Annotated in this window: 22 protein-coding genes; 9 read left to right on the forward strand and 13 right to left on the reverse strand. The window is 70.4% G+C overall.

Annotated features, from left to right (window positions below):
- Positions 1–25 precede the first annotated feature (25 nt).
- Together AB0L91_RS32735 and gcvT are read right to left on the reverse strand one after the other, a co-directional pair.
- The gene (locus AB0L91_RS32735; RefSeq protein ID WP_365016515.1) at positions 26–1123 is read right to left on the reverse strand and encodes a branched-chain amino acid aminotransferase; all 1098 of its coding nucleotides are present in this window, start codon (positions 1121–1123) and stop codon (positions 26–28) included.
- A gap of 26 nt (positions 1124–1149) precedes the next feature.
- Positions 1150–2250: a glycine cleavage system aminomethyltransferase GcvT gene (gcvT, locus tag AB0L91_RS32740; RefSeq protein ID WP_365016517.1), complete on the reverse strand. Its 1101-nt coding sequence runs from the start codon at positions 2248–2250 to the stop codon at positions 1150–1152.
- A 163-nt stretch (positions 2251–2413) separates the two neighbouring features.
- Here gcvT and AB0L91_RS32745 point away from each other — a divergent pair, with 163 nt between their 5' ends.
- From AB0L91_RS32745 to AB0L91_RS32760, 4 genes are all read left to right on the forward strand, one after another.
- The gene (locus AB0L91_RS32745) at positions 2414–3955 is read left to right on the forward strand and encodes a phosphatase PAP2 family protein (protein ID WP_365016689.1); all 1542 of its coding nucleotides are present in this window, start codon (positions 2414–2416) and stop codon (positions 3953–3955) included.
- Positions 3956–4040: 85 nt separating this feature from the next.
- Positions 4041–4670 (forward strand): hypothetical protein, encoded by a 630-nt coding sequence (locus AB0L91_RS32750; protein WP_365016519.1) that lies wholly within the window; start codon positions 4041–4043, stop codon positions 4668–4670.
- A gap of 99 nt (positions 4671–4769) precedes the next feature.
- Positions 4770–5426 carry a hypothetical protein gene (locus AB0L91_RS32755; RefSeq protein WP_365016520.1) on the forward strand — a complete coding sequence of 219 codons (657 nt, stop codon included), beginning with the start codon at positions 4770–4772 and terminating at the stop codon, positions 5424–5426.
- Positions 5427–5906 carry a gamma-glutamylcyclotransferase family protein gene (locus AB0L91_RS32760; protein ID WP_365016522.1) on the forward strand — a complete coding sequence of 160 codons (480 nt, stop codon included), beginning with the start codon at positions 5427–5429 and terminating at the stop codon, positions 5904–5906. It begins immediately after the preceding gene.
- Between the two features lie 71 nt (positions 5907–5977).
- Here AB0L91_RS32760 and AB0L91_RS32765 read toward each other — a convergent pair whose 3' ends face one another.
- On the reverse strand, positions 5978–7012 hold the full coding sequence (locus AB0L91_RS32765) for a hypothetical protein (protein ID WP_365016523.1): 1035 nt from the start codon (positions 7010–7012) through the stop codon (positions 5978–5980).
- Positions 7013–7128: 116 nt separating this feature from the next.
- Here AB0L91_RS32765 and AB0L91_RS32770 point away from each other — a divergent pair, with 116 nt between their 5' ends.
- Positions 7129–7380, forward strand: coding sequence for a hypothetical protein (locus AB0L91_RS32770; protein WP_355279975.1), 252 nt, complete (start codon positions 7129–7131; stop codon positions 7378–7380).
- Positions 7381–7438: 58 nt separating this feature from the next.
- On the opposite strand, the gene AB0L91_RS32775 is transcribed toward AB0L91_RS32770, so the two are convergent.
- From AB0L91_RS32775 to AB0L91_RS32785, 3 genes are all read right to left on the reverse strand, one after another.
- The gene (locus AB0L91_RS32775) at positions 7439–8533 is read right to left on the reverse strand and encodes a hypothetical protein (protein ID WP_365016525.1); all 1095 of its coding nucleotides are present in this window, start codon (positions 8531–8533) and stop codon (positions 7439–7441) included.
- A 108-nt stretch (positions 8534–8641) separates the two neighbouring features.
- On the reverse strand, positions 8642–9571 hold the full coding sequence (locus AB0L91_RS32780; RefSeq protein ID WP_365016526.1) for an alpha/beta hydrolase: 930 nt from the start codon (positions 9569–9571) through the stop codon (positions 8642–8644).
- Entirely contained in the window at positions 9568–10413 is an 846-nt protein-coding gene (locus AB0L91_RS32785; RefSeq protein ID WP_365016528.1) for an oxygenase MpaB family protein, read from the reverse strand. The genes AB0L91_RS32780 and AB0L91_RS32785 overlap by 4 nt, the downstream gene beginning before the upstream one ends.
- A gap of 64 nt (positions 10414–10477) precedes the next feature.
- Here AB0L91_RS32785 and AB0L91_RS32790 point away from each other — a divergent pair, with 64 nt between their 5' ends.
- Entirely contained in the window at positions 10478–11110 is a 633-nt protein-coding gene (locus AB0L91_RS32790) for a helix-turn-helix domain-containing protein (RefSeq protein ID WP_365016530.1), read from the forward strand.
- Between the two features lie 30 nt (positions 11111–11140).
- Here the strand turns inward: AB0L91_RS32790 and msrA are convergent, their stop codons facing one another.
- A complete protein-coding gene (msrA, locus tag AB0L91_RS32795) occupies positions 11141–11656 on the reverse strand; it encodes a peptide-methionine (S)-S-oxide reductase MsrA (RefSeq protein ID WP_365016532.1) in 516 nt (171 codons plus the stop codon).
- A 209-nt stretch (positions 11657–11865) separates the two neighbouring features.
- Here msrA and AB0L91_RS32800 point away from each other — a divergent pair, with 209 nt between their 5' ends.
- Positions 11866–12291 carry a hypothetical protein gene (locus AB0L91_RS32800; protein WP_365016534.1) on the forward strand — a complete coding sequence of 142 codons (426 nt, stop codon included), beginning with the start codon at positions 11866–11868 and terminating at the stop codon, positions 12289–12291.
- Between the two features lie 110 nt (positions 12292–12401).
- On the forward strand, positions 12402–14357 hold the full coding sequence (locus AB0L91_RS32805; RefSeq protein WP_365016535.1) for a GMC family oxidoreductase N-terminal domain-containing protein: 1956 nt from the start codon (positions 12402–12404) through the stop codon (positions 14355–14357).
- Here AB0L91_RS32805 and AB0L91_RS32810 read toward each other — a convergent pair.
- Positions 14354–14734 carry a DUF742 domain-containing protein gene (locus tag AB0L91_RS32810; protein WP_365016537.1) on the reverse strand — a complete coding sequence of 127 codons (381 nt, stop codon included), beginning with the start codon at positions 14732–14734 and terminating at the stop codon, positions 14354–14356. The genes AB0L91_RS32805 and AB0L91_RS32810 overlap by 4 nt on opposite strands.
- The gene (locus AB0L91_RS32815; RefSeq protein WP_365016539.1) at positions 14731–16743 is read right to left on the reverse strand and encodes a nitrate- and nitrite sensing domain-containing protein; all 2013 of its coding nucleotides are present in this window, start codon (positions 16741–16743) and stop codon (positions 14731–14733) included. Before AB0L91_RS32815 ends, AB0L91_RS32810 begins: the two co-directional genes overlap by 4 nt.
- A gap of 261 nt (positions 16744–17004) precedes the next feature.
- On the opposite strand from AB0L91_RS32815, the gene AB0L91_RS32820 reads away from it, so the two are divergent.
- The gene (locus tag AB0L91_RS32820) at positions 17005–18342 is read left to right on the forward strand and encodes a serine/threonine-protein kinase (protein WP_365016541.1); all 1338 of its coding nucleotides are present in this window, start codon (positions 17005–17007) and stop codon (positions 18340–18342) included.
- Here the strand turns inward: AB0L91_RS32820 and AB0L91_RS32825 are convergent.
- From AB0L91_RS32825 to AB0L91_RS32840, 4 genes are read right to left on the reverse strand one after another with little or no spacing between them, the layout of a single operon-like run.
- Positions 18339–19646, reverse strand: coding sequence for an AAA domain-containing protein (locus AB0L91_RS32825; RefSeq protein WP_365016543.1), 1308 nt, complete (start codon positions 19644–19646; stop codon positions 18339–18341). The two genes, AB0L91_RS32820 and AB0L91_RS32825, sit on opposite strands and share 4 nt — an antisense overlap.
- Positions 19643–21124, reverse strand: coding sequence for a hypothetical protein (locus AB0L91_RS32830; protein ID WP_365016544.1), 1482 nt, complete (start codon positions 21122–21124; stop codon positions 19643–19645). The genes AB0L91_RS32825 and AB0L91_RS32830 overlap by 4 nt, the downstream gene beginning before the upstream one ends.
- Positions 21121–22206, reverse strand: coding sequence for a hypothetical protein (locus tag AB0L91_RS32835; RefSeq protein ID WP_365016546.1), 1086 nt, complete (start codon positions 22204–22206; stop codon positions 21121–21123). Before AB0L91_RS32835 ends, AB0L91_RS32830 begins: the two co-directional genes overlap by 4 nt.
- Positions 22203–23003, reverse strand: a complete 801-nt coding sequence (locus tag AB0L91_RS32840) for a hypothetical protein (protein ID WP_365016547.1) — start codon at positions 23001–23003, stop codon at positions 22203–22205. Before AB0L91_RS32840 ends, AB0L91_RS32835 begins: the two co-directional genes overlap by 4 nt.
- Positions 23004–23287: the final 284 nt, after the last annotated feature.

A 23287-nucleotide genomic window follows, 5' to 3' on the forward strand; every position in this document is an offset into this window, starting at 1 on the left:
GACCCGCTCTTTTTGTCGAGTGTGCCTAGACCGTGCGCATCCACCCGTGGGTGTCGGCGAAGGTGCCGCGCTGGATGCCGGTCAGCGTGTCGCGCAGCGCCATGGTCACCTCGCCGGGCTCACCGCCACCGATGCTGAACTCGCCGTCGGCCGAGCGCACCCAGCCGACCGGGGTGATCACCGCGGCGGTTCCGCACGCGAAGACCTCGCTGATCTCGCCGGATTCGGCGCCCTTGCGCCATTCCTCGACCGAGACCTTGCGCTCCTCGACCGGGTAGCCGGAGTCGGCGGCCAGGGTGAGCAGCGAGTCGCGGGTGATGCCGGGCAGCAGCGAGCCGGACAGTTCCGGGGTCACCAGCCGGGCCTCGGAGCCGGTGCCGTAGACGAAGAACAGGTTGTTGGTGCCCATCTCCTCGACGTAGCGGCGCTCGCAGGCGTCGAGCCACACGACCTGGTCGCAGCCCTTCTCGGTGGCCTGCGCCTGGGCCAGCAGCGAGGCGGCGTAGTTGCCCGCCACCTTCGCCTCGCCGGTGCCGCCGGGAGCCGCGCGCACGTACTCGGTGGACAGCCACACCCGCACCGGCTTCACCCCGCGCGGGAAGTACGCGCCCGCCGGCGAGGCCAGCAGCAGGTATTTGTAGGCCGCCGCGGGCTTGACGCCCAGCCCCGCCTCGGTGGAGAACATGAACGGACGCAGGTACAGCGAGTCCTCGCCGCCGGCGGCGGGCACCCAGTCGGCGTCCACGTCGAGCAGCTGACGCACGGACTCGACGAACAGCTCCTCCGGCAGTTCGGCCATCGCCATCCGGGCGGCCGAGCGGCGGAAGCGCGCCGCGTTGGCGTCGATCCGGAAGGTGGCGATGCTGCCGTCGGGCTGCCGGTAGGCCTTGAGTCCTTCGAAGATCGCCTGCCCGTAGTGGAACACCATGGTCGCCGGGTCCATCGAGAGCGGGCCGTAGGGCTCGACGCGCGCGTTGCCCCACGCGCCGTCGGCGTAGTCGATCGACACCATGTGATCGGTGAAGAACCGCCCGAAACCGGGGGCCGCCAGTACCTCTTCCCGCTGCCGCGCCGAAACGGGCGCCGGATGCGGAATACGAGTGAACTGTGCAGCGACTGTCATGATGCGATCCTATCCATTGCGCGGAATTACTTGGTTTTGGTGTCGACGAACGGCGGCTTGACCACCTCGCAGCGCAGCCTGCGCCCGCGCACGTCGACCTCCACCTCGTCGCCGGGCTCCAGCTTCGCGGTGGTGTCGAGCAAGGCCAGCGCGATGCCGACCTTCAGCGACGGCGAGAACGTCCCCGAGGTGGTCTCCCCGACCGGCTCGCCGTCGCGCAGCACGGTCTGGCCCTGCCGCAGCACGCCGCGATCGAGCGCCTTCAGACCCATCAGCGTGCGGCGCGGGCCGTCGGCTTTCTCCTGCTCCAGCGCCGCCTTGCCCCAGAACTCCGGCTTCTTCCAGCCGACCGCCCAGCCGGTGCGGGCCTGGTTCGGGGTGATGTCGAGGGACAGTTCGTGGCCGTGCAGCGGGTAGCCCATCTCGGTGCGCAGGGTGTCGCGCGCGCCCAGTCCGGCCGGCTGTCCGCCCGCCGCGACGACCTGCGCGGTGAGGGCACGGAACACGGCCTCGGCGTCGGCCCAGCGGGGCAGCAGTTCGTAGCCGTGCTCGCCCGTGTAGCCGGTCCGGCAGACCCGCACCGGGCGGCCGTCCCAGTCGGCGTCGGCGTAGGCCATGTACTCCATGTCGGTGGGCAGGCCGAGCGCGGCGAGCACCTCCGTCGACTTGGGGCCCTGCACGGCGAAGACCGCGTAGTCGCGGTGTTCGTCGGTCACGGTGACGCCCTCGGGCGCCACCTTCCGCAGTTCGGCGACGACGGCGGCGGTGTTCGCGGCGTTGGGCACGAGGAACACCTCGTCGTCGCTGACGTAGTAGGCGATCAGATCGTCGATCACGCCGCCGTCGGCCGCGCAGCACAGCGTGTACTGGGCCTTGCCGGGGCGGATCCGGGCCAGGTCGTTGGTCAGCGCCGAGTTCACGAACGCCGCCGCGCCCGGGCCGGCGACCGTCGCCTTGCCGAGGTGGCTGACATCGAACAGCCCGACCGTGGTGCGCACGGCGGTGTGCTCGCCGACGGTGCCGCCGTACTGCACGGGCATCTCCCACCCGCCGAACGGCGCGAAGGTCGCTCCGAGCTCGACGTGAACAGCGTGGATGGGGCCCTCGAGCAGCGCGTTGTCGGTCATGGGCGAGAGCTTATCGGTCCCGGCCTGGACCGCGCGAACCTCCGCGCGCGGGCGCGAGCACCGGCATCCGCGCCGGTCCCGGCGTCGCGATCGCGGCGGTCGGCTCCGGCTTCGGCGAAAGCCGATGCCGGGCAACGGCGGTAAGGTCGTGGCCGTGAGTGAGATGCCCGGCCGCAGGTTCCGCAGAGTCTCCCGGATGGACCGGACGCTGAGCCAGACGGTGTCCAGGATCCCGGAGTCCCCGGTGGACCGCGGCATGCTGCGGCTGACCAAGTCGGCCGATACCGGCGGCCTGTGGCTGGCCACGGCGGCCGTGCTGGCGCTGAAGCCCGGCCAGCCCCGGCGGGCCGCCATGCGCGGGGTGATCGCGCTGGCCGGGTCGAGCTTCGTGGTGAATCTGGTGCTGAAGTCGCTGATCCCGCGCCGCAGGCCACCGGCCGAGCTCATGCCGCACGGCAGGCGCCTGATCGACGCGCCGGTGTCGTCGTCGTTCCCGTCGGGGCACAGCGCCAACGCGGCGGCCTTCGCCACCGCGGTCGCCCTGGAGAGCCCGCGGACCGCGCTGGCCGTCGCGCCCGTGGCCGCGGCCGTCGCCTACTCGCGTGTCCACACCGGCGCGCACTGGCCGTCCGACGTGCTCGTCGGGGCCGCCGTCGGCACCGGCGTCGCGCTGGCCACCCGCCGCTGGTGGCCGATCCGCGAATCCGACGAAGCCGAGGCGCACGTGGTGCGCGACGTGCCCGTGCTGGTCGACGGCAAAGGTCTGCTGCTGCTGATCAATCCGCGCTCCGGCGACTCCACCTACGACCCCACCGCCGATATCGCCGAGGCACTGCCCGCGGCCACCCTGCTGCACACCGAGCCCGGCCGCGACGCCGTCGAGCTGCTCCAGGAAGCCATCGACTCGTCGATCGTCGCCGTGGGCGCGGCGGGCGGTGACGGCACCATCGCCGCCGCGGCGGCCGTCGCCCTGCGCAACAAGCTGCCGCTCGTCGTCGTCCCGGCGGGCACGCTCAATCACTTCGCCCGCGACCTCGGCGTCTACGACCTCCGCGAGGTCGTAGACGCGACCGGCGCGGGTGAAGCGGTCGAAGTCGATATCGCCGCAGTGGAATTCGAGACCGCCGACGGTCCGCGCACCCACTACCTGATCAACACGGCCAGCGTCGGCGCCTACCCCGACCTGGTCCGCCTGCGCGAGAAGTGGGAGGACCGCTGGGGCAAGTGGCCCGCGTTCGCGGCGGCGCTGATCGTCATGCTGCGCCGGGCCGAGCCGACCCGCATCCGGATCGACGACCGCTGGCACGATCTGTGGTTCCTGTTCGTCGGCAACGGTCCGTATCACCCGCACGGCGCCGTCCCCGCCTTCCGCTCCCGGCTCGACGAGGGCCTGCTCGACGTCCGCTGGCTGCGTGCCGACGTCCGCTTCTCCCGCACCAGGGCCGTCATCGCGCTGATGCTGGCCGCGATCGGACACAGCCGGGTCTACGGCGAACGGCAGATGCACGAGCTGTCGATCGCCCTGCACTTCCCCGTCCCGGTAGCCGCCGACGGTGAAGTCGTCGGCACCGCACGCGATCTGCGCTTCACCGTGGCGGGCCGCATCCCGGTCTACCGGCGCGACGAGGACAACCCGCGCTGGGAGAACCGGGCGCGGCCGCACCATCGGCGCCCGCTGGCCTGGCTCACCGACCGCCGCCGCTGATTTCCTCACGAACCCGTCTCACCTCGATCACCATCGGCCACAACAGCCTTGCGCGGGTACCCGCACCTGTGGACATGATGGGTCGATGAGCTCACCGGACGGCGCCCGTCCGATCACCGACACCGAAGCCACCCGCCGCTGGGACCCGTGGACCCCGAGCGTCGTCGCCGCCCGTCTCGCGTCCTGCCCCGTGCCCTGGGCCGTCGCCGGCGGCTGGGCCGTCGACCTGTTCGCGGGCGGGATCTCCCGCGCCCACGAGGACATCGAGATCACCGTCCCCCGAGCGGATTTCCCCGAGATCGCCGCCGCCTTCCCCGAATACGAGTGGGACATCGTCGGCGACGGCCACCTCTGGCCCTACGCCCGCGCCGCCCACCGCGAGGACCTGCACCAGACCTGGCTCCGCGACCCCTACACCGGCGCGTTCCACCTCGACGTCTTCCGCGAACCCCACGACGGCGACACCTGGATCTGCCGCCGCGACCCGACGATCACCCTCCCCTACCCCGACCTGATCCACACCACCCCCACCGGCATCCCCTACCTCATCCCCGAAGTAGTCCTGCTGTTCAAGGCAAAAGCCAACCGCCCCAAGGACGACGCCGACTTCCGCCGCGCCCTCCCCCTGCTCTCCGAGGAACGCCGCGCCCGCCTGTCCGCGTGGCTGACGCGTGTACACCCCGATCATCCGTGGCTGGCCACCACGTCGGCTTGATCAAATCGCTACTCACACAATGGCATTACCGTTGCCGGTCAACGCCGCCTCCGCTATACATGGTTATCGGACCACGTTGCTCTTGGACGGGATCACACCATGCTGACCGAGCTTCTCCTCGGAATCGCCGCCGGCTTGATCACCTCGGTACTGGTGACACAGTTCATCCGGTTTCGACAGATGGGCGGGCTCCGCAAGATCCGCGTCTTCGAACCGAAAGACGGGCAGTTCAATACAGCGTTCTACGACTACTTCATCGAACAGATCAACCGGGCCGCCGAGGAAATCGTGGTCACCGGCGAAGGGTTCACCTACCGGGGATCGGAAGGCCAACGACTTGCCGACAGTTATCACTCGGCGACCAGAGACGCACTCGCGCGCGGCATTCACGTGATCCGATTCCAGACCTTCAACCACGTTCACCCACGCTGGTGTGATCGCCTGCGTGAGCTACTGACTCAGTATCCGGCCCACTTTCACCTCTACCTCGTGAACCATGTCGAGGACATGCGTGATTTGGCCAGCGTCTGCGTCATCGACGCCGCGCGGCGAAACAACGTGGTGGAGATGTCACTCTCGACCGACCGCGATCTGGAAGACTCCAGTGTGCGCATCGCGGATACGGCAATCTTCATCCATGGACGCAAGGACCTCGCCCAAGCGCTCAGGTCGAATGTGATGTCCATGAAGCGATTCGGAACCGTCAAGCTGGTCACCTCCGCTGACCAGCTCAACGCATCGATCGGGGAGGTCTAGATGGTGCTCTATTTCGCATACGGCTCCAACATGTCGGCGGCGCAGATGCAGCGTCGATGCCCCGGCGCGGGGCTCCGAGGTACCGGCACCCTCCAGCGATTCTGTCTGTCGTTCAATCGAAAGGGCTCTTATCGGCCGGGCGCGGTCGCCAGCATCGAGCCGTCGCCGAATCCCGGCAGTCGAGTACTCGGACTGGTCTGGGAGATGTCGGATCAAGACCTCCGCGCCATGGACGCCATCGAGGACCCGGACGCCTATGTCCGCATCGCCGTTCCCGTGCATACCGCCGAACACGGAACCGAGTACTGCTGGGCGTACATCTCGTATCCGGACGGCAGACAGTCCGCGCCCGACCATGACTACGTCAAGGTGCTGATCGAAGGCGCGGTCGAAGCACAGCTGCCCGCCGACTACATCGACGAGCTGCGGGAGTGGCTGTCCCCGGCAGGCGACGGCGAATTGGCCGCGACCTCCGGATAGTCGCGGGCCAGCTACTTTCCGTGACACCGGCAGGACATGAGCCGGGAGCGCCGGACCGGCCAGCGTCACGGTCACTCGGGCGAACGGCACCAGCCCTGGCGGTAGTCGATCCAATCCTGGGGTCTGGCGGCGAAATCCACGTACAGGGCCACGCCGAAGTTGGGGCGGCCGACGTCGGTTCGGGTGAGGCCCAGGCGGATGCCGCGGATCGCGGCGGCGACCGTCTCCGAGGATCCGTCGTGGCCGGGATCGTCGGCCCAGAACGCGGGCGCGCCCATGAGCAGGTCGACCTCGGACGGAGTGACCTCCGCGGCCAGTTCGGTCTGCTGGGCGAGGTATCCGCTGTAGAGCGCCTGCGTGGGCATCGCGGTGTCGTAGGACATCACCGCCACCTGATCGACGCGGCGCGCGACCTCGGCGAAATAGGCTTGGCTCCACCACTTCCCGTGGTCGACGAGCGCGATACCCACCGCGTGCAGGCCCGGCAGCGGATCGATGACGGGGGCCGACACCGACAGCGGCACCCGCGCGGCGGCGGTCACCGCCCTGGTCGCGTCGAGTAGCGCGAGGAAACCTGGTGAGCCGGACCGGATCGGCTCCAGGTCGTAGTGGATGCCGTCGAAGCCGTAGTCCAGCACCTGTCGCGCCGAGGCGACCACGCGCTCGCGCGACGGCGCCGATTCCACGTCCAGCCCGTCGAATTCGGGCCGCACGATGTCACCGAGCCAGGACTGCACCCGGATCCCCGGTAGCTTCGCGTGCACGGCGTCGACGAACCAGCGCGCCCTGGGCGCCAGCTCGTCGCGCAGGCTCCCGTCGTGCTCGAGCGGGCCGGTGTGCACGTACAGGTCCCGGATCCCGGTACCCGCCAGCAACTTCACCAGCTGATCGACGTCGGCGTCGGTCCTGCGCCCGTCCACCCACGCGTGGCCGAGCCAGAACGCGTCCTTGCCCCTGGTCCGTGCCTGCTCGGACTGCTCGCCGATGTTGTGCGCCAGCAACGCCGTCACCACGCCCGCGACCGGCAACGACACCACGAGCAGTAGCACCAGCGCGAGCACCGCGCCGCGCCGCCACCACGACCACGCCCGCCACTTCCCCCACATACAGCCTCCCGCACGCCTGAGACCCCGAGATTACCCGCAGGTACCGATCCGCAGATTTCCGGCAAATCGCCCGCAGGTGGAAAACTGTGCGGCGCTGGACAACTGAACGGAGCACCATGAAATTCGCCGTCACCCTGGGATCGGCCGCCGTCGCGGCCTTCGCGTTCGCGATCGTCACGCCGGCCGTGGCCACCGCCCAGCCGTCGGGCAACTGCCACAAGTCCTACTCCCCGTGCCTACCGATCGTCAGCGATGTCGACTGCGAAGGCGGCAGCGGGAACGGGCCGGTCTACACCGGGCGCGTGCAGGTGATCGGACCCGATGAGTACGGCCTCGACCGTGACGGCGACGGCATCGGCTGCGAGTAGATACGAAAAAAGGGGGCGCGCGATGCGGTCGCATCGCACGCCCCCTTCGTGTTCGGGGTCAGCGGTCGATATCGGGACTGCTGGGGCCCTCGCCCGGCTTGCCCAGGTCGGGACCGCCTTCGGGGCCACCCGGAGTGCCGTAGCCCGGGCCGGTGCCGTAGCCCGGCTGACCACCTTCGGCCGGACCGCCATAGCCGGGCTGACCACCCTGCGCAGGGCCACCGTAGCCAGGCTGACCACCCTGGGCCGGACCGCCATAGCCGGGCTGACCACCTTGGGCCGGGCCACCGTAACCGGGCTGACCACCCTGCGCAGGGCCACCGTAACCGGGCTGACCCGGGTAACCGGGCTGACCGGGGTAGCCGGGCTGTTCGGGGTAGCCGGGCTGACCCGGCTGACCGAATCCCCCTGCGGGCCCACCGTACTGCTGCGGGTAACCGGGATCGGCGACGGCCGCAGCCCCGCCGACGACCGGACCGCCGGTCACCACCCGGTACGCGTAGGTCGACGCGATGATCGTCAGCGGGATCGTCACCAGCAGACCGAGGCCGCACAGCAGCGCGCCGACGATATTGATACCGAACAGCGCCAGCGTCAGCAGCAGCAGCGGTCCGGCATTACTGGATATCGCCGAGAAACTCGATTTGATCGCCGTCACCGCGTCCTGGTTCCGATCGATCACGAACTGCATCGTCCACCAGGTGAAGAACGCGACCACCAGACCCGGCAGAATGCACAGTACGAAACCGATACCGGTCGCCAGACCGACCAGAATGCCGGCCAGGATGACCGCGCCGACATTGGTGAACTGGAAGAAATCACCGAATCCCGGTTTCCGCCCGTCGGTTTCGTGCAGCGCGCCGCGGACGAACGCGGCCGAGATCAAATAGCCGATGATGGCGCTGACGATGGTCCCGATGAACTGCCAGATTCCGAAACCGATGCTGATGCCACCGTCGGCGTCGGTATCGGTCGTGTTCCCCAGGCCGAACAGGAAGTTGATCGCCACCTGGATGACGAACGCGATCAGCACGATCGCGATCCACACGACCGCGTTGTTCTTGAATTTGTCCCACCCGTAACCGATGGCGTCGCCGACACCGAGTTTCGGCCCCGCCGGTGGATACCCGGGTTGCTGCTGTCCATACGTCATCCGAATCGCATCCCCTCACCTTGTGCGACGGCCGAAACCGCCGATATGAGTCTTCCGATCCGGCGCCACGGTCACGCCGACATGGCCGATCATTTCACACGACCCGCTCTACATGCGGTTTTCCTCCACCGAAACCGGCAGAGCGGGTGATTCGGTCAGACTGTCGGTGGCGCGGCGCAGCGCCGCCAGCGCGGTGTTGATATAGGCGGGCTGCTCGAGCGGAAGCGAATGACCACCGGCGAGTTCGACCAGGTCGACCAGGTGCGGCAGCGCGCCTGCCATGTCGACGGATCGGCCCGGCGGAGTGATCCGATCGTGGGTCGAGGCGATCACCAGAGCCGGGACGGACAGCCCGGCGACGTCGATCGTCTCGGTCAGTTCGACCAGCATCACCCCGTACCCACGGCGACCACGCGCGCTGGTCGTCATCGCCAGATCGGCGACCGTGTGGGCGATTGCCGCCGGTGCGCCAGGCCCGACCGCGAGCCGGGCCACCAGCCGGTGCCGGAACGGGATCCGCCGCGGTGTCGGCATCCGGGTCATCCGCGCTCCGAGGCGAGCCAGCCACCACCGGATCGGCTCGTAGCGCGCCGGGAACGGCAGGAAGTCGACGTGCCGCAGGACATCGCCCGGGGTGGTGTTGATCAGCGCCACGGCACCCGCGCGTGCGGCGACGTGCGCGGGGAATCGTCGCGCCCAGGCCAGAATCGCGATCCCGCCCAGGGAATGACCGGCCAGCACCGCGGTTTCCCCGTCGTTCAGCGTGGCGTCCAGGACGGCATCGAGATCACCGGCCAGATCGTCGAGGCGATAGTGCCGCACGCGGGGGGCCGCGCTGGCACCGTGCCCGCGCAGATCGAAGGCGATCACCCGGAAGTGCTCGGCCAGTTCCTCGATCTGATGCTGCCAGAATTCGATTCGGCACAGCACGCCGTGCACGAGCACGATCGGTGGCGCGTCGGAGGCACCGAAGACGCGAGTGTGCAGCCGAGTGCCGTCGGGTGCGTGGACGTCGACGGGTCGTCCGGTGAGATTCACCCGCGCGCCCGCCGGATCGCGGTATAGGCAGGCGGCACCATCCGGGCCCGCCGCGGCAGCCGAGGCAGGACCGCCCGCGAGAGAGCGGCCAGGCGGTCGAAGGCGCGCTGCCGCGCCGGTGTCCACTCGATGCCGAGCATTCCGCGGATCTTCGGGTCCAGCAGCCCGGCGGTGACCAGCGCGTTGACCTTCCCGATCAGTGGGCGCCCGGTGCGGTTCCACACCGGCGCCGTGGACAGCACCGGGATCGGCGGCGGGGTGGGCGCCGCGATCAGCGCCAGCACCCGGTCGGTGATGTCGTTGCGTTCGGCGCGCTGCTCGATCATCGCGTCGAACCAGTCGACGAACGCGGCCCAGTCGGCGGGCATGTCCTTGTCGCGGACCCCGTAGAGGCTGCCGACCTGGCACATCTCCCGGTAGAACTGCTCGATCTCGCCCGGGCGCCAGCCCCGGCCGAGCAGCCGCTGCTGCACCCAGACACCGTGGACGATGCTGGCGTGCACCCAGTGGAAAGCCTCCGGCTGCAAGGCGCTCCAGCGCGTGCCGTCGGCCTCGCGGCCGGTGAATCCGCGATGCAGTTCCCGCAGCCGGGCCGCCGTGGCGAGCGCCTGCTCCCCGCCGTACACCACGCCCATGATCAGCTCCAGCGTGCGCTGGGCCCGGCCGTACGGATCGGACTCGAACACCGAGTATTGCCGCACCCCCGCGGCGACGATCGGATGCATGACGTCGATGAGCAACCGATGCCCGGCGCCCAGCGGGAAGGTCATGTCGCCGAACACCTGCCAGGCGACCGAATCCGGACCGAGCGGTGCCGGGTGATGGGTGATCTCCGCGCTCATCGCGTCCCCTTTCCTCCCCTGAGACTATTACAGCACTTAATAGTCTCACTGCAAGGATAGGGGCGTGACCCGGCCCGCAGCCCCGCTGTCCGCACTGTTCGAGCGCGCGCTCGATGGTCTCGGGACCGAACCCGACGCCGCCGAGCTACCGATCCTCAGCGCGGCGATCGGCGTGCTCGCCCGGCGCGGCACCCGGGCCGCGACCATGGACGACATCGCGGCCGCGGCGGGCGTGAGCCGCGCGACCCTGTTCCGTCGCTACGGCAACAAGGACGACCTCTTCGCTCGCGCCATTCGCGCCGCCGTCCACGCGCTGCTCGCCGAGGTCGGGCGCATCTTCCTCGCCGTCGCCGAGCCCACCGACCGCATCGTGGAAACCTTCACCGCCTGCATGCGGTTCGGCACGACCGTGATCGCGGCCGACGCCGAACCGCACCACGCCGCCGATATGGCGGCAGTTCTCGCACAGGGCGAGCCGTCGGTGCTAGAGATCGCCCATCGGTTCGTCACCGCGCAGATCATCGAGGCGCAGGAGGCCGGGCGCGTGCCGGGCGGCGACCCCGAGATGAAGGCCGACGCCCTGCTGCGCCTCACGCTGAGCTATCTCACCCCACCGCGCCGCTTCGATCTCACCGACCCGGACGTCGTCCGCAGGATCGGCAGTACGGTCGTGGCGCCGATCATCGTCCACGCCTGAATCACCCGCGGCCGATCCGGCACCGGGCCCCTACTTCTCGGCGTTCGCCCGCTTGGGCAGCTTCCAGCCGGGGCGGGGGAAGTGACAGGTGTAGCCGTCGGGGTAGCGGATCAGGTAGTCCTGATGTTCGGGCTCGGCGTCCCAGAAGGTGCTCGCGGGGGTCACCTCGGTGACGACCTTGCCCGGCCACAGGCCCGAGGCGTCGACGTCGGCGATGGTGTCGATCGCCGTGCGGCGCTGGTCCTCGTCGAGGTAGAAGATCGCCGAGCGGTAGCTCGAGCCGATGTCGTTGCCCTGCCGGTCCTTGGTGGTGGGGTCGTGGATCTGGAACAGGAACTCGAGCAGGGCCCGGTAGTCGGTCCGCGCCGGGTCGTATTCGATCTCGACGGCCTCGGCATGGCCGGGGTGGTTGCGGTAGGTGGGGTGATCGTTGCTGCCACCGGTGTAGCCGACCCTGGTCGACAGCACGCCCGGTTGACGGCGGATCAGATCCTGCATGCCCCAGAAGCATCCACCGGCCAGAATCGCCTTACGGGTTTCGGTCACGCGTCCTCCTTCGTAGAGCTCCACGGTCGCACAGAACGGCCACAACCGCCTCTATGGAACTCCCCCGACGGGCCCGGAATTCCCGCCAGTAAGCTCGCCGCGCGAGCGATACCTCAGGAACATCCGTGTGTGCCCCAGCGTCACCCAGGAAACAGGAGGAAGTCGGCGAAATGCCACGTAGCGTCGTTGCCCGGTATTCGATGATCGGATTGGCCGCAGCTGCTCTCACAGCGGGCGCGGTGACCAGCGCGGGAGCCCATCCCGGCAGCACCGACACCGTCGAGCAGGCCACGACCTGCGAAGCCGGGCAATCGCGACAAAACGACCTAGCGCTACGCTCGCCCGACCCGGCGGCCACCGGCCAGATCGACGCCGTCCTGCTCGACGAATCCACCCGCACCCCGGTCGCGGGCGGCAAGGTGGTCCTGACCGGCTTCGACGCCTGCGGCGACACCATCCACCGGCACCTGTCCACCGGCCCCGACGGCCAGGTCAGCTTCCGCGGCCTGCAGCCAGGCCGCTACCAGCTGACGGCCTCCCCCGGCACGGCGAAGGCGGTCGCCACCGCCGATGTCGAACTGTCGACACCGACGCTGAAAACGGTGCAGTTCACCGTCGCCACCGGCCGCCGGTAGCCGCCGATCGGGCCGGGTGCGCGGCGCCCGGCCCGAAACCCGTTGACACCGAGCACGCCCGCAACACCCGTGATACAAATCACCCCAGAGTGAGAAGGGGTGGTTTCCGTATGGAACCAACAGCCGAACAGCGCGCGGCGCTCGGCCTGATCTGTGACACATTCCTCCCGGGCGACGAGCTCGGACTACCACCGGCGACCGCGCTCGGCACGGTCGACACGATCTTCCGGATCCTGGGCCGCAACCCGCGGGAAGCGGATCAGAAGCAGCTGGGAATGCTGTTGGGGCTGTGGGATTCCCGCGCCTTCGGCCTGCTGACCGGGAGTGGCTTCCGCCGGTTCTCGTCGCTGTCGCAGGAGCGCAGGGAGGCCGCGCTGCTGCGGCTGGCCGATTCCGGGCTGGCCCCGGCGCGCGCGGTGTTCCAGGCGCTCAAGCAGGCGTCGCTGCTGGCCTACAACGTGACTCCCGGCCCGACCGGGGTCAACCCGCTGTGGGAGCGGATCGGCTATCCGGCACCGACCGGACCGCTGGCGGACGCTCCGGCCCCCGCGCTCACGCCCCAGCGATTCACCGAAGCGACCACCCTCGACTGCGATGTCGTGGTGGTCGGTTCCGGCGCGGGCGGCGGCGCGGCGGCCGCGGTGCTGGCCGAGGCCGGCCTCGACGTGGTGGTCCTGGAACGCGGGAACTACTACGACGACAAGGATTTCGGCGACGGCGAGCTCGACGCGCTGACCAGCCTGTACGCCTCGGGCCCGCCCGCCTCGGCGGAGGGGCAGATCACGCTGGTGGCGGGGTCCTGTCTCGGCGGCGGCACCGTCGTCAACTGGAGCACCTCGCTACCCACCCCCGACAACGTCCGCAAGGAATGGGCCGAATCGGGTGTTCCGCAGTTCGCCGACGACGAGTTCGGCGACGCGCTCGACACGGTGCAGCGCCGGATCGGGGTGACCAGCGGCCGGTCGCCGCTCTCGGCCCGTGACGGCATCCTCGAACGCGGCGCCAAGGCGCTCGGCTGGGACGTCGACACCCTGCCGCGCAATGTCGGCGACGCCTGCGACGCCGCGGTCGAATGCGGGCGGTGCGGCTACGGGTGCAGGCTCGGCGCCAAGCAGTCGGTCACCAAGACCTGGCTCCACGACGCCGCCGGGCACGGCGCGCGCCTGGTGGTCGACGCGGACGTCCGCACGATCACGGTGAAAGCCGGTCGGGCAGAATCGGTCTCGGCCCGCACCTCCGACGGCGTCGAGATCACCGTGCGGGCCCGCGCGGTGGTCGTCGCGGCGGGCGCCATCCAGACCCCGGCGCTGTTGCAGCGGTCGGGCCTGCGCAACAAGAACATCGGCAAGCACCTGCGCCTGCATCCGGCCGCCGCGGTGTTCGGGGTGTTCGAGGAGGAGATCCGGCCCTGGGAGGGCGCTCTCCAGGCCCGGATCAGCAGGCACCACGCCGATCTCGACGGCAACGGCTACGGCGTCATCTACGAGACCGGACCGATCCATCCCGGCCTGGCGACCGGGTTCATGAGCTGGCGCGGGGCGGCCGCGCACCGCGCCACCATGCTCGACTTCGCGCGCACCAACTCGATCGGCGTGATCACCCGCGACCGCGATCCCGGCACCGTCTCGATCGACGGCAGCGGCGAGGCCGTGGTGAAGTACCGGCTCTCCGACTACGACGCGAACCACCTGCACACCGGCATCGTCGGCGCGGCCTCGGTGCTGGAAGCCGCAGGGGCGCAACGCATCTACTCCGGTCATCAGGCGGGCATCTCGTTCGAGCCCGGCGTGCGCGGTTCGCTCGCGGAGTTCGACGCCGCCTGCAAGAAGGCGGGCTACGGGCCCGGCCGGTGTTCGCTCGGCGCCCTGCACATCATGGGCTCGGCCCGGATGGGCGGCAGCGCGGAGCTGTCGGCGACCAACCCGGACGGCGTCACCTGGGACGTGGACAATATCGTCGTGGCCGACGGGTCCAGCTTCCCCACCGCACCGGGGGTGAACCCGATGGTGACCATCGAGGCGATCGGCTACATGAACGCCAAGCGGCTGGCGGCCAGGCTCACCTAGCCGTCGACCCGGCGGATTCCCGCGAGGACGGCCCGCAGCACCCCGAGGTCGGCATTGCCGACCGCGCGGTGCTGCGGGGCGCGCGCGATCAGCCTGCCCTCCTCGATCAGATCGGTGATCAGCACCTTGGCCAGGTTCAGCGGCAGCCCCAGGTGCGCCGACACCTCGGCCACCGCCATCGGGGTCCGGCACAGCTCGACGATCGCGGCGTACTCGGGTTCGGTGCGCCGCAGTCGCGTGCCGGCGCCCGCGTCGACCAGCAGGGTCGTCAGGTCGAGTTCGTCGCGCTCGGTTCGCCCACGTCCGCGGGTCACCGCGTAGAGGCGCACGATCGGACCGGCGTCCTCCTCGTACCAGTGCTCGCGCTCGTCGCTCATGCGCGCGGGGTGACGACGGGGAACTGGCCGGAGATCGGCGCGGACTGGTCGATGGCCTCGGCCAGCGCCGAGGGGATCAGCACGATCGCGCGCACCCCGCCGTAGATCGATTCCGAGAGCCGCACCGAGATGTTGTGCCTGCTTGCCAGTTTCGCGACGACGAACAGGCCGAGCCGGGAGCTGCCAGACAGTGTCGTCACGCTGAATTCGGGTGGGTCGGCCAGCATCGCGTTGCGCTCGGCGAGATCGGCTTCCGGCATGCCGAGACCCTGGTCGATGATCTCCACCGCGATGCCGCGCCCGACCACGACCCCGGACACCACCACGTGCGCTTCCGGCGGCGAGAACGCCGTCGCGTTGTCCATCAGCTCGGCGAGCAGGTGGATGACGTCGGCGACCGCGTGGCTTGCGATGCGCACCTCGGGCAGCTGCTTGGTCTGGATCCGGGTGTAGTCCATGCTCTCCGCGATGGCGCCGCGGACCAGCTCCAGCAGCGCGACCGGATTGCGCCAGCGCCTGCCCGGCTGCTCGCCGCCGAGGATGATGAGGTTCTCGGCGTTGCGGCGGGTGCGGGTGGCGAGATGGTCGAGCTGGAACAGCAATTCGAGCTGATCGGCGTTGCTCTCGTCGCGTTCGGCGCGGTCGAGCAGGGCGAGCTGGCGGTGCACGACCACCTGGCTGCGGTGGGCGATATTGAGGAACACGGTATTGATGCCCGCCCTGGTCTGGGCTTCGGCGATCGCCGCCGACACCGCGGCCAGGTGCGCCCGGTTGAACGCGGCCGCGACCTGGCCGAGTTCGTCGGAGCCGAAGTCGAGCCGGGAGGTCTCCGCGCGCGCCTCGACCTGCTCGCCCGCCGCGAGCCTGCGCATGAGGTCGGGCATCCGCTCGTCGGCCAGTTCCAGGGTGTCGTGGCGCAGCCGCCGCATGCGGCCGATGAACCGATTGGCCAGGACGAGCGCCACCAGGAAGGCGCCCACCGCGAGCAGCGCGACCAGCGCCCCGCCGACCAGCGCGTTGCGGGTGTCGGTCTCGCCCTGCTGGCGGGCGATGACGTGGGCGTCGCCGCTCTGGTCCTCCCACAGCTGCTGCAGGGCGAGGTTCACGTGCCGGGTGGCGTCCTGCCAGCCCGCCAGGCTCAGCGGCAGTGCCGCGTCGCCGCGATCGTTACTCACGGGACCGCGCGTCACCAGCGCGTCCTGCATCGCGGTGACCTGCTGCCAGTCCGTGCTCGCGGTGATCGCGCCGAGCTGCGCGAGCCGGGTGCCTTTCAGCACCGTGGCCGAATAGGCCACCTCGCCGCGGAACTCGCCGACCCGGCGACCGAAGTCGGTCAGCTCGGCGGCCGACATCCGGCCGTTGGTCAACGCCACCGAGCCGAGGGTGTCGGCCTGCGAGAGCGCCTCGGCGGCCCGCAACTGCTCGACGCCGTAGCCCAGTTCGATGCCGATCTTCGCGTCCGGCGCCACCCGGGCCGCCAGCACGGACGCGGCGACGATGGTGCCGATCACCTGGGAGAAGAAGGTGAACACCTGATCCGGCGGGATCTGGAGCGCGTCGACGCCGGAGCGCACCGTCGGCACCATGGCGAAGAGCTTGTTGTAGCCCTCGATGTCCTCCGCCGATCCGTCCGGATTGAGCTCGCGCGCGGCGTCACCCTTGGCCATCACCGCGGCGAGCGCCTCGTCGGACCGCTGGCGGGCGGTGACCAGGGCGGGCGTGGACGGCGGGTCACCGGCCAGCCGCAGCAGCGACAGCCTGCGTTCCTCCTGGAACGCCGACACCATCAGGATCGCGGGCCCGGTGGTGCTGCCGGCCAGCTCGGCCCATTCGGTGGATTCGCGCGCCGAGTCCACCAGGTAGACCGCCGCGCCACCACCGGTAACCAGCAGGATCACGCTGGAGATCAGCACGATGGACAGGAGCCGGATCCGTACGCTCACCCGGCCGCGAACGCCGCGCCCGCCCGACCACGACTTCCCGAACAACGAGCTACGCCAGTTCTTCACACCGAAACTTTCCGCTCCCGGAGCCGCCCCCGGCGCTCCGCTGCGTGCCCGCACCCGCGAAACAGACGACCCGGCACGCTTGTCTTCGCGCAGAGACTAACCGACCGTCCCCACCCGCGCGCGGTTTGCGCGGACCCCGAAAATCCCTCCCCGTCAAGCAAACTCGCAGCTTACCCAGGGTGAACTGTCACGTGATCCCAGCGCGCGGCGCGAGGACGCCTATGCTGCGTGGTCACGACACGGTGCGAACAAGGGGGATCGGTGACAGCCGTCGACGAGACATTCGCCGGATACCGCATCGAGAGCGTGCTCGGGCGCGGTGGCATGGGAACGGTCTATCGCGCCCGGCATCCCCGGCTGCCACGCAGCGTGGCGTTGAAGGTCCTCGATCCGGCGGTATCGGCCGATCCCGAAGTGCGCGGTCGCTTCGACCAGGAAGCCGCCATCGTCGCCGGGCTCGAACACCCCGGGATCGTCGGCATCTTCGACCGGGGCACCGACCACGGGCGGCTGTGGATCTCGATGCCGTTGATCGAGGGCGTCGACGCCACCCGGCTCGACCCGAACACCCCGCCGGACCTGGTCCTGCGATACATCGCCGAGACGGCCACGGCGCTGGACTACGCGCACGGCCAGGGGGTGCTGCATCGCGACGTGAAGCCGGCCAACATCCTGGTGGCGGCGCCCGGCACCGCTGATTCCCGCGCCGTGCTCACCGATTTCGGCATCGCCCGGCTCGTCGACTCCGGCACCAAGCTGACCGTCACGGGCACGTTCACCGCCACCCTGGCCTACGCCTCCCCCGAACAGCTGGCGGGTGAAGTGGTCGATCACCGGTCCGATCAGTACTCGCTCGCCTGCACGCTGTACGCGCTGCTGGCGGGGCAGCCACCGTTTCCGGCCACCAATCCGGCCCAGGTGATCGCCGGTCACCTGTCCGCGCCGGTGCCGCGGTTGAGCACCGCGCGGGCCGGGCTGGCGCCGGCGCTCGACGCCGTGCTCGCGCGGGCGATGGCCAAGCGGCGAGCGGAGCGCTTCGGCGGTTGTGGGGAGTTCGCCGCCGCTGCACGGGATGCGCTGCTGTACAACATCTTCCCTGCGCCGTCGGACCGGTCGGCGGCGGCAGGCGGTTCGCGCACACCGCGATCGGCGCCCGCGGCCGAGGTATCCGGGGGCAGCGCGAAAGCCGTGGCCGTGATCAGCCTCGTGATGGGACTGATCTTCGGATTCATCGGCCTGTCGATGTTCGGGCACCTGATGAGGATGCAGCCGACCGACACCTCCTACGTCGGGTCGGCGATGACCTACGCCGAGGACTTCCGGCTGTCGCTGACGGCGGTGGTAGCGACCGTTCCCCCTGCCGCACTGTCGATCGTCGGCGGCGTCGCGCTGATGTTGCGCAGACGAGCGGGCCGGGTCCTGGTCTGCGCGGGATCGTTGTGGCTGTTGCTGGCCGCGGTGGGTGTCGCGGGGTTCGCGCTGGTGACCGGGGAGACGGATTGGCTCGCCGCCGCGGGATTCATCGTGGTCCTTCCGCTCATCGTGATCTCCGGCGCCCGGTCGGCGGAGACCACGCGGTGGCTGGCGCGACGGCGCTAGTTCAGTGTTCCCGCCCGCACCCGATGCCGGGTCAGGTGGCTCAGCACGGACTGGTTCGCCTCCCAGCCGTCGGGGAACTTCACTGGCACGCCGAGGTGGACCGGTTCGGCCGAGGGGTGGGCGTCGAGGAGTTCGGGGATGCCGGCGCGGCCGACCAGGATGCAGGCGTGGCGGTGCCGCGAGGCGAGCACGCACAGACGACCCGCCTCGAGGTGGAAGGCGCTCGCGTCGCGGCGGCCCGAGAGCGGGTGCAGCACCAGGGTGACGTCGTATTCGCGGCCCTGGAGCCGGTTGGCGGTGTCGACGGTGACCGGCTCGGCGGCGGTGCCGCGCAGGGCGGTGCGCACGGCGTCGGCCTGATCGCGGTGGGCGGTGCCGATGGCGACACGATCGGTGGTGACCGGGTGGCTGCCGGATTCCGAATGCGCGGTGGCGCCGCGCTCGATCAGCCGGGCGGCGATCGCGGCCAGGGCGTGCACGGCCTCGCGATCGGTGCGCAGGGTGTGCCGGGCGGGCAGTTCGTACCAGCCCCAGCCCGTCGCGGCCGCTTCCTCGAGCACCGCGTCGATCGGTCCGCCGAGGCCGCGCGTCGTGAAATCCATGCTGCGGTCGCCGAATCCGGTGCCGGACTCGAAGCCGGTGAACGGGTAGAAGGCCCGCGAGACGACCGGCGCCGCGGTGGCGGGCAGCCGCCACGACACCGGCAGCCGGTGGATCGGGATGTTGTCGTTGTTGGCCAGCATCACGCTCACCGCGCTCATCGTCGGGTCCCAGGTGAGCCCCGCCCAGCGCGCGGTCTCGACGGTGGCGAACGGATCGAGCTGCCCGGGATCGCCGACGAACAGCCCGCGATCGAACCGGTTCGCGATGCGCAACAACATGTCCGAGCGCATCTGGTACGCCTCGTCGATGATCGCGTGCGACCAGCTGCCGTCGGTGATGGTGGCCCACTTGGCGGCGGTCCCGATGACGATCGTGCGATCGGCCAGGTCGGCGGGTTTGGTCGCGACGCGGACGTTCGCGTGCTGGTCGACCCGCTCGCTGGTCACGTACGCGGTGCTGGAGAGGCGGCCGATGCGCATCGCCGGATCGGCCCCGGCGAGGCGGTCGATGAGGTCGTCGACCTGCTCGTTGGTCTGGGCCACGATCATCCGCTGATCGTCGTCCTCGGCGAGCTGGCGGGCGGCGCGCACGACCAGCGTGGATTTGCCCGCGCCGGGCGGCGAGTCGACGACGATGGCGCGATGGCTCGCGTCGCGCAGGTCGGTGAGAATGTTCGCGACGGCCTCGTCCGGTGTGGTCATTGCAGCTCCTCCCCTTCGTCGTCGGTGGGCGGCGCCCATTCCGGCGGCGGACCGCCGTGCGTCCACGGGGTGTCCTCGCGGGCGGGCAGATTCAGCTGACCGTTGAACGGCGTCGGCGAGAACCGTGCGAACCCGAGGGCCTCACCGTCGGTGGGCACCGAGCCTGGTTCGGCGACGAGCTTGCGGCCCATCCCGCCCGAGAGTTCGAGCACCATGCCGTCATCGTCGATCTCGACGACGACCCCGCTCTGCTTCGGCCGCTCCACGCACGTGAGTTCCTCGCCGACGACCGCGAGGAACGGATCGGTGGTGCGGATGTGGATGTGCGGGCGCAGTTTCGGGCGCGCGCCCGAGCGGTCGACGCGATCGGGTTCACTGTGCACGACGGTGCCGCGGAACGCCGCCCCGGTGACCCGGTGCTCGAGCATGCGCAGCGGATCGTCGAAGGCGCACTGGGCCTGCAACGCCTCCAGCGCCCGCTCGCGTTCGAGCAGCCTGCGCACCGCGCGCACGGCCGGATCGCGCCGGGCCTGCGGGGTGCCCTCGGCCACCTCCGCCGCGAAATACGAGAAGGCGCCGCGATCGTCGGTCCACCGGTTCGCCACGCTGGCGCCCGGCGGCAGCGCGCGCAGCAGGTCGAGTGCCCGCCACATCAACTGCCAGGTGGGTTCGAGCTGACCGCGCAGCGAGCGCTCGAGCCGTTCGGCGGCGACGGCGCGCGCGTTCTCGTCCGTGGCGGCGTTGTAGGCGGCGATCAGCGGCGCGAGTTCCTCGTTGTCGAAGCCGGGATCGGTGGCCGGGCCCGCGGGTGGGGACTGCAACGGGTCCTCGGCGATGGCCGCGGCCTCAGCGCCGGTACGGCCCGGCGGCGGATCGATCCAGCCGAGCAGGGCAGCGAGATTGCCGTCCTCCAGGGCGGATTGGCCGGTGGCCCAGTGCGCCGAGAGCGACGAGGTCATCGCGGGTAGCACCGCCGACCCGGGGTGTTCGGCGCGGTCGCCGAACCAGGTCAGCCAGCGGCCCAGCAGCGGAATCGACACCGGCACCGGGTTGTCGCCGTCGGTGCGGTGGAAACGGACCGAGCGGCCCAGCAGCTTCAGGAAGTTCACCCCGCCCTCGTTCGGCGTCCAGATCTGGGGCGCGTCGAGGCAGCGGGTGTAGGTCTCGCCCGCCTTGCTGGTGAGCTCCTCACTCTCGGCCAGGAACGACGACAAGTAGGGCAGCACCACATCGGCCAGCTGCTCGATGAACCGCAGCCGCAGCACCCGGTCACGCGGCTGCGGCACGATCAGCACGTTCTGGTCGCCGCGCGCGGTGCCGATCATGATCGCCAGCGGCGCCGCCGCCTCACCGGCCAGCCGCAGCGGCACCGCCACCAGTGGCCGCTCGGCCAGATGCAGGTGCCGCACCGCCGCGGTGGGCTGCGCCCGGCCCGCGCGGACCGCCTCGGCCTTGGCGAGGGCCGACAGCACACTCATCCCGCGATCTCCAGCCGCAACCGGTGCGCGGTGCGCAGCATGGCGGTGATGTCGGCGTGCTCGGGTCCCGGTTGCAGCGTCCCGTCGGCCAGGCCGAGGACGGTGTGCAGGTTCTCGATGCCGCCGACCTCGTCGCACACGCCGCGGCCGAGAGCGTCGACCGAACCGCAGGTCCTGGCCTCGTCGCGGCAGGCGAAGGCGAGCTCGCAGCTCGACATGCACTCGGGCGCGTAGCGGGCGGGGATGGCCGCGATCGTCTTCTCCAGGTCCTCCCCCGGCGCGAAGGTGGCCTCGGGCGGCAGCAGCTCGAGCAGGTCGGGGATGGCGGTGAGCCGGGTCAGCTGCCGGGAGACGACCGCGAGCTGCTTGCGCAGGTCGACCAGGGCGGCGGTGGGCCGGTTGGTGAAGTCCTTCGCGCACACCAGGATCGTGTTGTGCGAGACCAGCTCCGGTGACTCGCCGATCTCGGTCATCAACTCGCGCAACGCGATCACGTACACCGCGGACTGGCGCGCGGCCGCCGCGACCTGGGCCGGGTCGGCCTGCCCGTCGATCACCGGGAACGCCTTGATCTCCACGACGTGGAACTTGCCGTCGAGCTGCACGGCGACCACGTCGGGCTCCAGATAGGCGGTGGCGCCCGCGATGTCGAGGCGCAGCATCGGGTGGTCGAACAGGGTGCCGTCGCCGGCGGCGATCGTCGACTTCAGCAGCTGCCTGGTGCGCTGATACCGCACGGCGTTGCCGGTGTTCTCGCCGACGGAGTTCAGATCGTGGTAGGCGACCTCGGGGATGGTGAGGCCGAGCTTGTCGCGCAGCAGGGCCAGCAGTTCGGCGCAGCCGTTGGCCTTCACCATCGATTCGAAGGCATTGCCGCGGGTGATGGCGAACTGGGACTGACCGAACTGCGGTGGGAAACCGAGCGATTGGGCGATCACGGTCTTGTCGACGGCGGCCGCGTCGAGCAGGGCGCGCCGGGCGCACCCGGGATTGGCCGTGAGCGCGGCGATAGTGCGGGCGTTGTGCCTGGTCGCGGGCGCCGCGCCGCGCAATTGGTCCAGCTGTGCTGCGAGAGTGCTCATTTCACCTCGATTCGTCGCCGGTCGGCCACCCCGAGCCGAACACCGAATAGTTGTGCGGCCGGATCGGCGAGCTGGTCGGCCGCCCGGCGCGCGGCCGAGAGTCGTTGCCGCGCGTCCTCGTCCGCGTGCACCGCCAGCTCGCGCCGCGCGGCCTCGATCACCTCCGCCGGGTCCAGTGTGTCCGGTGCTCCCGACACACCCGGTATCGACACGGCGAGCCGCCACAGTACGCGCTGACCCGCCGTGGTCGCGGCAGGCTGCGCCGACAGATGGTCGGCCAGGCGGATCGCCGAGGTCAACAGGTCGACGCGGGGGCTCAGCGGCCCCACCATCCGGCCTTCCAGCGGCCACGAACTGACGGCCATCAGCCCGCGCGCCGGCGCCAGCAGATCCGTCGTGAGCGCCGCGCAGACGTAGTACGGACGCGCGTACGGCGCCGAGCGGAACGAGCGTTCCTCGTCGCGGCGCAGGCTGGTCAGCCGGGCGGGCAGCAGTTCGCCGGAAAAGAACGCCTCGTGCACGGCGAGGACGAGTTTGGGCGAGGACGGCACCGAGAGCAGCGTCAGCGCGCGGTGCACGTGCTCGCGCACCGGCACGGCGGGCGCGTCGGCCCGCTCCGGCGCGGCGGCGGGTTCCGGGATGGAGCCCAGGACGACCGCGTCCCAGGCGGATTCGGCCTTGCGCAGTTCCGCGCGCAGCTGACGGGCGGTGGCGCGATCACCGGACGCGGCGGCGCGGCGCACCTCGCCACGGAGGTCGGCGATGCGCGCCTCCAGCTCCTCGGCCGTGTCCGTCACGAGCGTGAGCGTAGGCAGTGGTTCCAGTGTTGTCCAGTGTTTGCCAGTATTCACCACCTGATTGCCGCATGCGTCACACCGCGAATCCGCCCGCGTGATCCGGGGTAACCGGTGTTTGCCCTCCGCAGCTGGACGACCGCGTTGCCTCGTGCCCTCCCTCCCGGCGGCGATCCGCCACGGAGATCGGCGCAAACGCGGGACGGGGCAGCCGCCGTGCGGCACGGCGCGGGTCAGCCTCCGCGCGAGCTGGCGCGAGTCGGCCACGGCGCGAGACAGCGCGGGTC

Origin of the sequence: Nocardia sp. NPDC051833, assembly GCF_040681225.1 — a bacterium.
Taxonomy (GTDB): domain Bacteria; phylum Actinomycetota; class Actinomycetes; order Mycobacteriales; family Mycobacteriaceae; genus Nocardia.